Annotated in this window: 12 protein-coding genes and 2 tRNA genes; 6 read left to right on the plus strand and 8 right to left on the minus strand. The window is 73.6% G+C overall.

Features of this window, described 5'->3' with window-relative positions:
• The first annotated feature begins 33 nt into the window (after positions 1-33).
• The 4 genes from FHX36_RS15415 (at position 34) to pknB (ending at position 6,561) form a co-directional block, all read left to right on the plus strand.
• The gene (locus FHX36_RS15415; protein ID WP_110553039.1) at positions 34-1,446 is read left to right on the plus strand and encodes an FtsW/RodA/SpoVE family cell cycle protein; all 1,413 of its coding nucleotides are present in this window, start codon (positions 34-36) and stop codon (positions 1,444-1,446) included.
• On the plus strand, positions 1,443-2,909 hold the full coding sequence (locus FHX36_RS15420; RefSeq protein ID WP_110553040.1) for a peptidoglycan D,D-transpeptidase FtsI family protein: 1,467 nt from the start codon (positions 1,443-1,445) through the stop codon (positions 2,907-2,909). The genes FHX36_RS15415 and FHX36_RS15420 overlap by 4 nt, the downstream gene beginning before the upstream one ends.
• Complete coding sequence (locus FHX36_RS15425) at positions 2,909-4,663, plus strand: protein kinase domain-containing protein (protein ID WP_183513876.1); 1,755 nt, start codon at positions 2,909-2,911, stop codon at positions 4,661-4,663. The genes FHX36_RS15420 and FHX36_RS15425 overlap by 1 nt, the downstream gene beginning before the upstream one ends.
• Before the next feature lie 119 nt (positions 4,664-4,782).
• Positions 4,783-6,561 (plus strand): Stk1 family PASTA domain-containing Ser/Thr kinase, encoded by a 1,779-nt coding sequence (gene pknB, locus FHX36_RS15430; protein ID WP_110550310.1) that lies wholly within the window; start codon positions 4,783-4,785, stop codon positions 6,559-6,561.
• Between the two features lie 67 nt (positions 6,562-6,628).
• On the opposite strand, the gene FHX36_RS15435 is transcribed toward pknB, so the two are convergent.
• Positions 6,629-7,294 (minus strand): aminodeoxychorismate/anthranilate synthase component II, encoded by a 666-nt coding sequence (locus tag FHX36_RS15435; protein WP_110550311.1) that lies wholly within the window; start codon positions 7,292-7,294, stop codon positions 6,629-6,631.
• A gap of 649 nt (positions 7,295-7,943) precedes the next feature.
• Entirely contained in the window at positions 7,944-8,693 is a 750-nt protein-coding gene (locus FHX36_RS15440) for a DUF881 domain-containing protein (RefSeq protein ID WP_110550317.1), read from the minus strand.
• Positions 8,694-8,851: 158 nt separating this feature from the next.
• Here FHX36_RS15440 and crgA point away from each other — a divergent pair, with 158 nt between their 5' ends.
• Positions 8,852-9,124: a cell division protein CrgA gene (gene crgA, locus FHX36_RS15445; protein ID WP_110550312.1), complete on the plus strand. Its 273-nt coding sequence runs from the start codon at positions 8,852-8,854 to the stop codon at positions 9,122-9,124.
• A 559-nt stretch (positions 9,125-9,683) separates the two neighbouring features.
• Here crgA and FHX36_RS15450 read toward each other — a convergent pair.
• A complete protein-coding gene (locus FHX36_RS15450) occupies positions 9,684-10,841 on the minus strand; it encodes a thiolase family protein (RefSeq protein ID WP_110550313.1) in 1,158 nt (385 codons plus the stop codon).
• 89 nt (positions 10,842-10,930) lie between these two features.
• On the opposite strand from FHX36_RS15450, the gene FHX36_RS15455 reads away from it, so the two are divergent.
• A complete protein-coding gene (locus tag FHX36_RS15455; RefSeq protein ID WP_110550314.1) occupies positions 10,931-11,332 on the plus strand; it encodes a PH domain-containing protein in 402 nt (133 codons plus the stop codon).
• Positions 11,333-11,335: 3 nt separating this feature from the next.
• On the opposite strand, the gene FHX36_RS15460 is transcribed toward FHX36_RS15455, so the two are convergent.
• The 5 genes from FHX36_RS15460 to FHX36_RS15480 form a co-directional block, all read right to left on the minus strand.
• Positions 11,336-12,079, minus strand: a complete 744-nt coding sequence (locus tag FHX36_RS15460) for a rhomboid family intramembrane serine protease (protein ID WP_110550315.1) — start codon at positions 12,077-12,079, stop codon at positions 11,336-11,338.
• A gap of 143 nt (positions 12,080-12,222) precedes the next feature.
• On the minus strand, positions 12,223-12,759 hold the full coding sequence (locus FHX36_RS15465) for a peptidylprolyl isomerase (protein WP_110550316.1): 537 nt from the start codon (positions 12,757-12,759) through the stop codon (positions 12,223-12,225).
• A 69-nt stretch (positions 12,760-12,828) separates the two neighbouring features.
• Positions 12,829-12,901 (minus strand) — tRNA-Ala (locus FHX36_RS15470).
• Between the two features lie 31 nt (positions 12,902-12,932).
• Positions 12,933-13,076 (minus strand): DLW-39 family protein, encoded by a 144-nt coding sequence (locus FHX36_RS15475; protein ID WP_181428593.1) that lies wholly within the window; start codon positions 13,074-13,076, stop codon positions 12,933-12,935.
• A gap of 115 nt (positions 13,077-13,191) precedes the next feature.
• Positions 13,192-13,265: transfer RNA gene (locus tag FHX36_RS15480), tRNA-Ile, on the minus strand.
• Positions 13,266-13,334 lie beyond the last annotated feature (69 nt).

The raw sequence follows: 13,334 nt of genomic DNA on the forward strand, positions 1-13,334 counted from the left end.
AGCAACCGGTCGAGCGACCGGGCGGACCCGACGGTGACCGGTCCCGGGACCGACCCGCGGGCGGCCGCCGCCGGCACCACGCCCGTCCCGACCAAGCGCGGCACCGAGCTGCTGCTGCTGGGCTTCGCGGTGCTCATCACCCTCGCCGCCCAGTGCATCGTCGACCTCACCGTGACCGGCTCGCTGAGCCCGGAGCTGGCCACCTTCGGCACCTGGTTCACCGCGCTGTGGGCGATCGCGCACGTCGTCGTCCGCCGGTTCGCGCCCTACGCCGACCCGCTGCTGCTGCCCTGCGTGGCGGTGCTGATGGGCCTGGGGCTGACGATGATCCACCGGCTGGACATCGCCGGTGACCAGCTCGGCGGCAACAGCAGCGGCGAGGACGCCCCGGTCCAGCTGCTGTGGGCCACGGTCGGCCTGGTGCTCTTCGTGGCCGTCGTGGTCGTCGTCCGCGACCACCGGGTGCTCGCCCGGTTCGCCTACACGCTGGCGCTGATCGGCCTGGTCCTGCTGGCCATCCCGGCGGTGCTGCCCAACTCCGAGATCAACGGCGCGAAGCTGTGGATCCGGGTCGCCGGCTTCTCCATCCAGCCCGGCGAGTTCGCCAAGATCTGCCTGGTCGTCTTCTTCGCCGCCTACCTCGTCGACAAGCGCGACGTGCTGGCGCTGGCCAGCCGCCGGGTGCTGCGGCTCGAGCTGCCCCGCGGGCGCGACCTCGGGCCGGTGCTGCTCGCCTGGGTGGCCTCGATCCTGGTGCTGGTCTTCGAGCGCGACCTGGGCAGCTCGCTGCTGCTGTTCGGGATCTTCGTGGTGATGCTCTACATCGCCACCGAGCGGGCCAGCTGGCTGGTCATCGGCGTGCTGCTCTTCGCCGGCGGCGCGTTCGTCGCCTACCAGGCGTTCAGCCACGTGCGGGTGCGCGTGGACACCTGGCTGGACCCCTTCGCCTACGTCGACACCGGCGGCTACCAGATCGTCCAGTCGCTGTTCAGCCTCGGCACCGGCGGGCTGTTCGGCGCCGGCCTCGGCGGCGGGCGCCCGGACCAGGTCCCGGTGGCCAAGAGCGACTTCATCGCCTCGGCGATCGGCGAGGAGCTGGGCCTGTTCGGCCTGGTCGCGGTGATCGTGCTCTACCTGGTGCTGGTCGAGCGCGGGCTGCGCACCTCGCTGGTGGTGCGCGACGGCTTCGGCAAGCTGCTGGCCGCCGGGCTCTCCTTCGCCGTCGCCTGGCAGGTGTTCGTCGTCCTCGGCGGTGTCACCGGCCTGCTGCCGCTGACCGGCCTGACCACCCCGTTCCTCGCCTACGGAGGCTCGTCGCTGGTCGCCAACTTCGGGCTCGTCGCGCTGCTCGTGCGGATCAGCGACGCCGCCCGCCGCCCGGCCGCCGTTCCCCAACCGACCCCACCCAAGCTGGTCGACGCCCCGACCGAGGTGGTCCGGCCGTGAACGCCCCGCTGCGCAAGGTCGCCATCAGCGTGCTGGTGCTGTTCACCCTGCTCATCGTCAACGTGAACGTCATCCAGGTGGTGCGCGCCGAGTCGCTGCGCGAGAACCCGCGCAACACCCGGGTGCTCACCGAGGAGTACGACCGCGAGCGCGGTGCGATCGTCGTCGCCGGCAACGAGATCGCCTCCTCGGTCGAGACCGACGACGCGCTGACCTACCTGCGGCAGTACGCCGACGGCCCGCTGTACGCGCCGGTGACCGGCTACTACTCGGTGATCTTCGGCAAGCGCGGCATGGAGGACGCCGAGAACGACGTGCTCGCCGGCACCGACGACCGGCTGGCGCTGCGCCGGCTCGGCGACCTGTTCACCGGCCGCGACCCCTCCGGCGGCAACGTCGAGCTGACCCTGGACCCGGCCGTGCAGCAGGCGGCGATGGAGGGCCTGGGCGACGCGACCGGTGCCGTCGTCGCGCTGGACCCCTCGACCGGCGCCGTCCTGGCCCTGGCCAGCACGCCGACCTACGACCCCAACCAGCTGTCCAGCCACGACCCGGCGGCGATGCGCGACTACCAGGCGTCGATCACCCCCGCGGAGGGCTCCGGCGACGCCGACCCCACGGTCAACCAGGCGACCTCCCAGCGCTACCCGGCGGGCTCGATCTTCAAGGTGGTGGTCTCCGCGGCGGCGCTGGCCAGCGGCGACTACACCCCTGAGTCGGTGCTGGCCGCCCCGCAGCGGCTCACCCTGCCGGGCACGAGCACCGAGCTGCGGAACTTCGGCGACGACCCCTGCAGCTCCTCCGGTGAGCAGTCGCTGATCGACGCGCTGACGATCTCCTGCAACACCGCCTTCGCCCAGCTGGGCATCGACCTCGGCGAGGACGCCGTGCGGGACATGGCCGCCGGCTTCGGCATCGACGGCGAGGGCTTCGACATCCCGCTGCCGGTGGCCGGCAGCCAGATCGGCGACATCGCCAACGACGCCGAGCTGGGCGTCACCTCGATCGGCCAGCAGGACGTCGCGCTCACCCCGCTGCAGGCGGCGATGATCGCCTCCGCGGTGGCCAACGACGGCCGGCTGATGAAGCCCCGCCTGGTCGACTCCATCCAGGCGCCCGACCTCACCGTGGTCGACCAGACCGACCCCGAGGAGCTCGGCCGGCCGTTCTCCGCCGAGGTGGCCGACGACCTGACCGAGATGATGACCAGCGTCGTCGAGAACGGCAGCGGCCGCCGGGCCCAGATCAGCGGCGTCACGGTCGCCGGCAAGACCGGGACGGCGGAGACCGGCACCGACGCGCCGGACCACAACTGGTTCATCGGCTTCGCACCCGCCGACGACCCGCAGATCGCCGTCGCCGTCTTCGTCAAGAACGGCGGCGGCACCGGTGGCGACACCTCGGCCCCGATCGCCCGGTCCGTCATCCAGGCCTTCCTCGACAGCCAGGGAGCCGGGGGCTGATGGCCGTCCACGTGGGCAGCGTGCTGGCCGGCCGCTACGAGATCACCGCGCCCATCGCCACCGGTGGCATGGGCGAGGTCTGGAAGGCCCGGGACCGCACGCTGGGCCGCACCATCGCGGTCAAGGTGCTCAAGAGCGAGTACACCGGCGACTCCAGCTTCCTCATCCGCTTCCGCAACGAGGCCCGGCACACCGCGGCGCTGTCGCACCCCAACATCGCCTCGGTCTACGACTACGGCGAGACGACCGTCGAGGGCCAGCGGCTGGCCTACCTGATCATGGAGTTCGTCGAGGGCAAGCCGCTGGTGACGATCCTGGCCGAGCGCGGCCGGCTCACCCCCGAGCAGACCCTCGACGTCCTCGGCCAGGCCGGTGACGGCCTCTCCGCCGCGCACGCCGCCGGGATGGTGCACCGCGACATCAAGCCGGGCAACCTGCTGGTGCGCCCGGACGGCGTGGTGAAGCTGACCGACTTCGGCATCGCCTACGCCCGGGACGCCGCACCCCTGACCCGCACCGGCATGGTCGTCGGCACTGCCCAGTACCTCTCCCCGGAGCAGGCCCAGGGGCACGTGGTCACCGCCGCCTCCGACGTCTACTCCCTCGGCGTGCTGGGCTACGAGTGCGTCGCCGGCGTGCGGCCCTTCGACGGCGAGTCGCAGGTCGCCATCGCGCTCGCCCAGATCAACCGGCCCCCGCCGCCGCTGCCCGCCGACGTCCCCCGGCAGGTGCGGGCGCTGATCGAGCGGGCGCTGGCCAAGGACCCGGCAGCCCGGTTCCCCGACGGCGGCGAGTTCGCCGACGCCGTCCGGGCGGTCGCGGCCGGTGGGCTCGTCCCCCCGCCGACCGCGATGACCACGGTGATCGGTGGCGACGACACCGCCACCTCGATGATCCCGGCGACCGGCGGGCCGGCCACGGCACCGCGGACGATGCCCCCGCTGCACGGCCCCCCGGTCGACGGCGACGATGGCGACCGCAGCTGGGACGACGACCCGGCCGGCGACCCGCGCACGCGCCGGCGCACCCGGCTGGTCTGGGCCGCGGCCGCGCTCACCCTGCTCCTGCTCGTGGCCGGCGGCATCGCGGTCGCGCTCTCCGGGGGCGACGACGACCGCGGCGGCACGGCGTCGCCCAGCGCCTCGACCTCCGCGCCCTCGGTGGCCCCGGCGACCACGAACGCGACCGGCGGCATCGACTTCGACGTCCGGGCCTACGTCGGCCGGGACGCCGATGAGGTGGCGCTGGAGCTCGAGGGGCTGCAGCTGGTGGTCCTGCGCGAGGAGGCGGACGACGAGCAGCTGGTGGCCGCCGCGCAGCAGCTCGACGAGAACACCGTCGTGACCGCCGACCCCGCGCAGGGCACGTTCGCGCCGGGCACGGAGATCACCCTGTTCGTCACCGGCGCCCCGTACACCCCCGAGGACGGGGAGGACGGCGAGGACGGCGAGGACGGCGGGACCGAGCCCACCGAGGGCGAGACCGGTGCCCCGACCTCCGCGGCACCGACCGGTGGCGGGGGCGGCGGCGGTGGCGCCCCGGCCCCCAGCAGCACCTCGACGTCGCGGACGTCCACGGTGCCGTCGTCGCCCGTCGTGACGACGCCCACCACCCCGCCGCCCGCGACGACGACGGTCAGCACTCCGCCTCCGGAGACCACGACAGCGGCTCCGCCGTCGGACCCCGACCCGAACGCCAGCGTGGGCTCGGGGACCCTGCAGAACGGGTCGACGCAGCTCGTGGGCACCGAGTGACACACCCGCCCCGCGCACCCCGCGTCGCGCCCGGGAGGCGCCGTGCCAGCGATTAGGCTCCCGGACGGCGTGGCCCAGCCCACCCCAGCCGACCGTCGCACAGCCCGAGAGGACCCCCGATGACCACGCCCTCAGTGCTCGGTGAGCGCTACGAGATCGGCGGGGTGCTCGGCCGTGGGGGGATGGCGGAGGTGCACCGCGGGCGGGATCTGCGGCTGGGCCGGGAGGTCGCGGTCAAGGTGCTGCGCCAAGACCTCGCCCGCGACCCGTCGTCCCAGGTCCGGTTCCGCCGCGAGGCGCAGGCCGCGGCCTCGCTGAACCACCCGGCGATCGTCGCCGTCTACGACACCGGCGAGGACCGCACCGCCAACGGCGCCACCCCCTACATCGTCATGGAGTACGTCGAGGGCGAGACGCTGCGCGACGTGCTGCGCCGCGAGGGGCGGCTGTCCCCCGACCGCGCCATGTCGCTCACCGCCGACATCTGCGCTGCGCTGGACTTCAGCCACCGCAACGGCATCGTGCACCGGGACGTGAAGCCCGGGAACGTGATGATCACCCCGCAGGGCACCGTCAAGGTGATGGACTTCGGCATCGCCCGCGCGGTCTCCGACTCGGCCGCCACGATGACCTCGACGGCCGCCGTCATCGGCACCGCCCAGTACCTCTCCCCCGAGCAGGCCCGCGGCGAGGGCGTCGACGCGCGCTCCGACGTCTACTCCGCCGGCTGCCTGCTCTACGAGCTCGTCACCGGGACCCCGCCGTTCACCGGTGACTCCCCGGTCGCGGTGGCCTACCAGCACGTGCGCGAGGACCCCCGGACGCCGTCGTCGATCAACCCGGAGATCCCGCCGGAGCTCGACGCGATCCTGCTCAAGGCGATGAGCAAGAACCCGGCCAACCGCTACCAGTCGGCCGCGGACATGCGGGCCGACCTGCTCCGCGCCGTCGCCGGCCAGCGGGTCGAGGCGACGCCGGTGATGAGCGACGCCGAGAAGACCACGATCATCGGCGCGACCCCCGGCGGGTACGGCTACGCCGAGGACTGGGACGACGACGAGCAGGCCGCCCGGAAGAAGAAGCGGAACCGGGTCATCGCGCTGGTGGTGGGCGCGCTGGTGCTCATCGGCGGCGCCGTGGGCATCGCGCTGGCCCTCAGCCAGGGTGACGACGACCCGCCGCCGGTCACCCAGGTGGCCGTGCCGGTCATCGCCAACAGCACCCAGGACGAGGCGCGGGCCGCCCTCGCCCGCGTGGGGCTGGAGGTCGGCACCGTCTCCACCGAGGCCAGCTCGACGGTCCCGGTGGACCGGGTCATCAGCTCCGACCCGGCCGCCGGCACCGAGGTCGACGAGGGCACCACCGTCGACCTGGTCGTCAGCGCCGGCCCGAACACCATCAACGTCCCGCAGGTCGTCGGGCTCACCCGCGACCGCGCGGTGAGCAACCTGCAGAACGCCGGGTTCACCGGTTCGATCAGCTCCGAGCAGGTCGACTCCCTCGAGCCCGAGGGCCAGGTCGTGTCGATCGACCCGGGCGAGGGCACCGCGGCCGCGCCGGACGCCAGCTTCACGCTGGGCGTCTCCACCGGCACCGTGAGCATCCCGGCCGACCTGGTGGGCAAGTCCCCGGTCGAGGCCCGCGCCCAGCTGGTCGCCCTCGGCATCGCCTCCAGCGACATCACCGAGGTGAACGCCGAGACCGCCGACGTGGCGCCCGGCCTGGTCGCGGGCACCCAGCCCGGTGCCCGGTCCTCGGTCGCCGCGGGCGACGAGGTCACCCTGCTGGTGGCCGTGGCGGTGCCCGTCGACACCCCGACGACGTCCGCGCCGTCCACGCCGCCCTCGTCGTCCGCGCCGCCCGCCCCGTCGAGCAGCCCGACGACGACCACCGGCTGACACCGCACACGACGACGAGGGCCCCTCCCGGGCGTACCGGGAGGGGCCCTCGTCGTCGTGTGCGGGGCTACACCGTGGCGACAGTCAGCCGGCGGGCGGACGCGGCGGCCGCCTCGACCAGGGCCGGGTCCGGGGCGAGCCCGCAGCTGGTCAGCCAGTTGGCGAGCAGCTGGTGGCCGCCCTCGGTGAGCACCGACTCGGGGTGGAACTGGACGCCCTCGATCGGCAGCTCGCGGTGCCGCAGCGCCATGACGATCCCCGACGGGGTCCGGCCGGTCACCTCGAGCTCGGCGGGGACGGTGTCGGACTCCACCGCCAGCGAGTGGTAGCGGGTGGCCGTGAACGGCGAGTCGAGGCCGGCGAGCACGCCGACGCCGTCGTGGACGACCTGGCTGGTCTTCCCGTGCAGCAGCTCCGGCGCGCGGCCCACGACGCCCCCGAAGGCCTCGGCGATGGCCTGGTGGCCCAGGCACACGCCCAGCACCGGCAGCCCGGCCTCAGCCGCGGCCCGCACCATCGGGACCGTCACGCCGGCGTCCACGGGCGTTCCCGGGCCGGGGGAGAGCAGCACCCCGGCCACGTCGAGGTCGGCCAGCTCGTCGATCGTCACGGCGTCGTTGCGCCGCACCAGGCTGGGCACGCCGAGCTGGCCCAGGTACTGGACGAGGTTGTAGACGAAGCTGTCGAAGTTGTCGACGACGAGCACCGGTCGCGGGGCGTCGGGGAGGGCCACGTGTCAGGTGTACACGGCCGCCCGCCGTTACGTCACACACACCTCCCCGTCCGGGGTCTGCAGGGGAGAGCGTCGCTCGCCCGTCGGTGCTGCCAACAACGACCGTCTCGATCCCGCGGCTCAGCACCCCGACCGGACAGCGCACGAGCGGCGGATCTCCCGACCATCGTCACCGCCCACCCTTGACTGGGTCGCTCAAGGACACGGCCGCCGCAAGCGCACAGAGGACGACGCTAGATCGTTAAGAGTCCCGCGCCTTGCGCAGCGCGGACCACCTCACACCAACGACCAACAGCCCTCCCATGGCGAGGCCGCCCAGCGCGGCGACAAGGGCTGGGCGCGCGTCGACGACGATGGCGACGGCCGCGGCGACCGCAAACACCAGCGATCCGCCTGCACGCAAGCGCAGGTCGACCATCGGGTCCTCAGGCCTCCACCAGCTCATGGCCGGTCACCTTAGGTTGCCTGCACTCCGCCCGACCCATCGTGGCGTGCGCAGGGCACGTGGGCCGACCAGTGAGCCCCGTCAGGCTGGATGGCGACGTGCGCTCCGGGGACAGCGCCTACCACCGCTGCGACGAGCGAGTCGGCTTTCAGGCGGGATCTGCCCGCCCGCCGTTCCGTCACACACACCTCCCCGTCGGGGTCCTCAGCCGGCGCGACCGGCGTACTGCATCTCCAGGGTGCCCTCGTAGGCCGGCAGGTCGACCTCGCGCTCGTCGGCGACCTCGTAGGTGAGCCCGTACAGCTGGACGTACTGCTTGAGCAGCTGGACCTCCGCGGAGGCGGCGAGCTGCCGGCGCATCTCGTCGGCGTCACCGACCGCGGTGACGACGAACGGCGGGGAGTACTTGCGGCCCTGCAGCAGCAGGGTGTTGCCCACGCAGATCACCGCGCTGGTGCTGATCAGGCGCTGGCCCATGATCGCCACCCCGTCGGCCCCGGCCGCCCACATCGCGTTGACCACGCCCTGGACGTCGGACTGGTGGATGACCAGGTCGTCACCGGTCGCGCCGGAGGGCAGGTCGGCGCCGTCGCCCTGCGGTGCGTCGTCCAGCCGGACCGTGAGACCCGGGCCGCTGACCGGGGTGAGCCCGGCGGAGGCGAGCCCGACGGCGCCCTCGGCCGACGCCTCGGCGACCGCGCCGTTGCGGCTGGCCGCCTGGTCGGTGAGCTCCTGGACCTGCTGCTGGAGGAGGGCCAGCTCGTCCTGCTGCCGGGCGACCGCGTCGTCGCGCTGCTCGATGAGCCCGGACAGCTGGGAGCTCTCCCCGGCCCGCAGGTCGGTGCCGAGCGCGGTGCGGCTCGAGGTGGCGAAGAGCAGGCCGGCCACCAGGGCCACCACGGGGACGAGCACCGACCAGAGCGACGGGCGCTGCAGGCGTGGGGTCCGCGGCATGGTCACCTCCTGGCTGGCGTCCGCGGCGGGCGCGTGCACACCCGGCCCCGGAGGGTGACGCGCGGCTGCCACGGGGCAGGTCTGCCCGGCCTGCAGCTTAGGCTGGTGGCAGTTCACGCCGGGGCGACAGGCCACCGGCCCGGGAGGGAGTCCGCACGGTGCCCAAGTCGAAGGTGCGCAAGAAGTCGGTGTACACACCGCCGGAGGGCGTCCTGCCCTCGCGCGCGGCCCGCGCCAAGGCTGCGGAGCCGAGCCCCCGCTGGTACGCCGCCCTGATGGTCGCGCTGATGCTCATCGGGCTGCTGTGGATCGTCGTCTACTACGTGGCCGGCGACCGGATCGGCTTCATGGTGTCGCTGGGCGCCTGGAACTTCGCCATCGGCTTCGGCGCGATGGTCGCCGGACTGGTGATGTCGATGCGCTGGCGCTGACCGCGCCGGCACGACCCGTTCGTCCACAGGCCCCTGTCCCGCTCCGGGACGGGGGCCTGTGTCGTCCCCGGGGACGTGCGGTGACTCCCGGCCGCCCACGGTCACCGACCGGACGAGTCGACAAGGGGTCAACGTGCAGGTCAGCGCTGCGACCGGCACCGAGGGCGAAGATCGACTGTGCACAGCGCCCGCGTCCGTCCACAGGCCGCTGGATCGGCCGTCCTCAGGGTTGTCCACGACATGTGGAGTGCGGCGGGTGGTCGTCACCGCTCTGACCTGCACGGACACCCCGCGTGTGACCACTGTGGCGGGAACGGCACAGCGGTAACTACATCGCTGGAACTTCGTCCCCAGCTGTGTACACACCTGTGGGTAAACGTGGACGGCGAAGCCCCGCCAGAGCCCCTTACTACCCCCCGGCCCGGAGCGCAAACGGCCAGCGTGACGGGCCGGTCCGGCGCGTTCCCGGGCGTGTTGTCGACATCGGGCACGGGTCGTCGACGACCCGGACATGCCACAGCCCCCGTCGGTGGGGACGGGGGCTGTGGACGGACGCACGTCAGGAGGAGACGAGCTCCAGCAGGGTCGCGTTGGCCATCCCGCCGCCCTCGCACATCGTCTGCAGCCCGTAGCGGGTCCCCGACGCCTGCATGTGGTGCACGAGCGTGGTCGCGATCCGGGCACCCGAGGCGCCGAGGGGGTGTCCGAGCGCGATCGCGCCGCCGAGCGGGTTGACCCGGTCGAGGTCGGCCCCGAGGTCGTGCTGCCAGGCCAGCGGCACCGGGGCGAAGGCCTCGTTCACCTCGAGGACGCCGATGTCGGCCAGTGGCACCCCGGACCGCTCCAGCAGCTTCCGGGTGGCCGGGATGGGCGCGGTGAGCATGATGACCGGGTCGTCACCGGCCACCACCGTGGTGTGCACCCGCACGATCGGCGTCAGGCCGAGCTCGCGCGCCTTCTCGGAGGTGGTGACCAGCAGCGCGGCCGCCCCGTCGGAGATCTGGCTGGCGTTGCCGGCGCTGATCACGCCGTCGGCCTGGAACGGCGTCTTCAGGCCGGCCAGCTTCTCCAGGGTGCCCCCGGCGCGGATCCCCTCGTCGGCGGTGACGACGCCGTCCGGGGTGCTCACCGGGACGATCTGCTCGTCGAAGGCGCCGTCGGCCTGCGCCTTGGCCGCGCGCTCGTGCGAGCGCAGCGCGAACTCGTCGAGCTGCGTGCGGGAGAAGCCCCAGCGGACCGCGATCATCTCGGCGCCGACGCCCTGGTTGGGGGCGACGCCGTCGTAGCGGTCCAGGAAGCGGGGACCCAGCGGGCGCCCGGCCGACCCGTCGCCGACGGAGGAGCCCATCGGCACCCGGCTCATCGACTCCACGCCGCCGGCGACCACGACGTCGGCCTGGCCGCTGACCACCATCGCCGCGGCGAAGGCCAGCGCCTGCTGGGACGAGCCGCACTGCCGGTCGATCGTCGTGCCCGGCACCGACTCGGGCCAGCCGGCGGCGAGCACCGCGACCCGGCCGATGTTGTACGTCTGCTCCCCGACCTGGCTCACGCAGCCCCACAGGACGTCGTCGACGTCGGCCGGGTCCAGCCCGGTGCGCTCGACCAGCGCGGTGAGCACCGTGGCGGACAGGTCGGCGGCGTGGACGCCGGACAGGCCCCCGCCGCGCCTGCCCACCGGGGTGCGGACGGCGGCACAGATGACGGCATCACGCATGGACCCACTCCTCGCTCGGCGGCACTGCCTGTGCCGCGATGCTAGGCGCCGCGGCCGGGTCCACCAGGGGGTGCTGACAAGCTGGGCGGGTGCAGTGGTCGCCCCGGTCCGGCGAGGTGGTCGCGACCGCGGTCGTGGGCCTCGGTCTGGCGCTCGCCGTCGTGCTGGTCGACCCGGTCGGCCGGGTGCTGCTCGGTGGGGCCGCGCTGCTGCTGCTCGGGCTCGCCGCGCACGACGCCCTGCTGCGCCCGCGGGTGCGGGCCGACGGTGCCGGGGTGACGGTGCGGGGGCTCACCCGCGCCACCACGATCCCGTGGCCGCGCCTGCGGGCCCGGCTGCGCACCCAGCGGCGGTGGGGCGTCCGCACCCGCACGCTGGAGCTGGAGGACGCCGCGGACGACACCGTCCTGCTGGTGCTGGGCCGCCGCGAGCTGGGCACCGACCCGGAGGTCGTCGTCGAGGCGCTGCACGCCGCCGGCGCAGGCGGCTGACGTTCAGCCGATCCCGGCGAAGACCAGCACGAGCAGGACGGCGGTGAGGGCGGCCGTCCCGCCGATGGCCGCCGGCCGGGACCGCCGGGTGAGCACCAGCACCGTGGCTGCCGCAGCGCCGCCCACCAGCCCGCCGAGGTGGCCGATCAGCGAGACCCCGGGCAGGAAGCTGATCACCAGGTTGATGCCGAGCAGCGTCAGCAGCCCGCGGAGGTCCTGCTTCTGGTGCAGCAGGACGACGCCGAAGGCGCCCATCAGGCCGTAGATGGCGGTCGAGGCCCCGGCGACCTGGCCGAACGGCTGGCCCAGCAACTGGATCGCGGCGGCGCCGCCGACGACGGCCACCAGGTAGACGGTCAGGTAGCGGACCCGGCCCATCAGCCGCTCCAGCTCCGACCCGAAGATCAGCAGGGACACCATGTTCAGCGCCAGGTGGAACACCCCGTAGTGCAGGAAGGCGGCGGTGAACGGCCGCCACCAGTCGCCCATCTCGACGAACACGGGCACCTGGGCGAGCCGCTGGAACAGCTCGGCCCGGTAGTTCTGCAGCGGGTCCTGGCCACCGATGCCGGTGAGCACGGCGGTGAGCAGGAACATCGCCACGTTGATCCCGATGAGGGTCAGCGTGACGGGCCCCCAGCGCCGCCCGGCCAGCCGCAGGCCGGTCGTGCGGCGGGGCTGGCGGACCCCGGCGTTGCCGGCGGAGACGTCGTCGGGGCACTGGAAGCCGACGGAGGCCGGTGTCATGCACTCCGGGCAGATCGGCCGTCCGCAGCGGACGCAGCGGATCCCGGTCGGCCGGTCGGGGTGCCGGTAGCAGGTGGCCGGAGGTGCCGGCTGCGGTCCACCCGCGCCGGCACCCCCGGTGCCCTCCGTCCCGTCAGGTGCGGTCAGCTGCGCTGCACCTCGACGGAGGTGATCACGACGTCCTCGACCGGGCGGTCGCCCCGGGCGGTCGGGGTGGTGGCGATCGCGTCGACGACCTGGCGGCTGGCGTCGTCGGCCACCTCACCGAAGATCGTGTGCTTGTTGTTCAGGTGCGGGGTGCTGGTGACGGTGATGAAGAACTGGGAGCCGTTGGTGCCGGGGCCGGCGTTGGCCATCGCCAGCAGGTAGGGGCGGTTGAAGGCCAGGTCGGGGTGGAACTCGTCGCCGAAGCGGTAGCCCGGGCCGCCGGTGCCCTGACCGAGCGGGTCGCCGCCCTGGATCATGAAGCCGTCGATGACCCGGTGGAAGACGGTGCCGTCGTAGAGCTTGGCGGTGGTCTTCTCGCGGGTGCGCGGGTCGACCCACTCGCGGGTGCCCTCGGCCAGCTCGGCGAAGTTGGCGACCGTCTTGGGGGCGTGGTCGGGGAACAGGTCGACGGTGATGTCGCCGCGGTTGGTGTGCAGGACGGCGCGCCGTGCGGCAGGAGTCTGTTCAGTCACGGGCACCACTCTCCCACTCGCCGGCCGGGGAGGTGCCGGGCACCCGGTGGGCGGGCGCTGCGCGGTGCGTGGAGACGAGGGGAATCGAACCCCTAACCCCCGCCTTGCAAAGGCGGTGCTCTGCCAATTGAGCTACGTCCCCGGGGGTGGCGCGGTCCGGCCGCGCCGCCGGTTCAGGAGGAGCGCGGGGTGCTGACCGCTCCCGGGCCGCGGGTGGCCTCGGCCCAGAGGTCGGCCTCGCCCTTGCCCGCCCCGCGCTTGCGGACGGCGACCACGGCACTGGCAGCGAGCGCTGCCACCGCCAGCTTCTTCAGCACGCGGGACCTCCTCCATCGGTGGTGGTCACCGCGGCTCCGGTGACCGCTGCGGGCGACCGGGGAGCGGGAGACCGGGCCCCGGAGGGCGCCGGTCGTCCCGCCGTCGGTGCACGGGTGGGCCTGGGAGGACTTGAACCTCCGGCCTCATCCTTATCAGGGATGCGCTCTAACCGCCTGAGCTACAGGCCCGTGGACCGAGGAAGAGCTTACCTGGCCCCTTCCCACCCCCCGACGCGGGGGGAGGCGACGTGCTGGAAC

It is taken from the genome of Modestobacter versicolor (genome assembly GCF_014195485.1).
Classification (GTDB): domain Bacteria; phylum Actinomycetota; class Actinomycetes; order Mycobacteriales; family Geodermatophilaceae; genus Modestobacter; species Modestobacter versicolor.

Excerpts from the sequence above, each read along its gene's own strand:
- FHX36_RS15425 (WP_183513876.1), top strand. The coding sequence starts at position 2,909 with ATGGCCGTCCACGTGGGCAGCGTGCTGGCCGGCCGCTACGAGATCACC.
- pknB (WP_110550310.1), top strand. The coding sequence starts at position 4,783 with ATGACCACGCCCTCAGTGCTCGGTGAGCGCTACGAGATCGGCGGGGTG.
- FHX36_RS15440 (WP_110550317.1), bottom strand. The coding sequence starts at position 8,693 with ATGCCGCGGACCCCACGCCTGCAGCGCCCGTCGCTCTGGTCGGTGCTC.
- FHX36_RS15450 (WP_110550313.1), bottom strand. The coding sequence starts at position 10,841 with ATGCGTGATGCCGTCATCTGTGCCGCCGTCCGCACCCCGGTGGGCAGG.
- FHX36_RS15460 (WP_110550315.1), bottom strand. The coding sequence starts at position 12,079 with ATGACACCGGCCTCCGTCGGCTTCCAGTGCCCCGACGACGTCTCCGCC.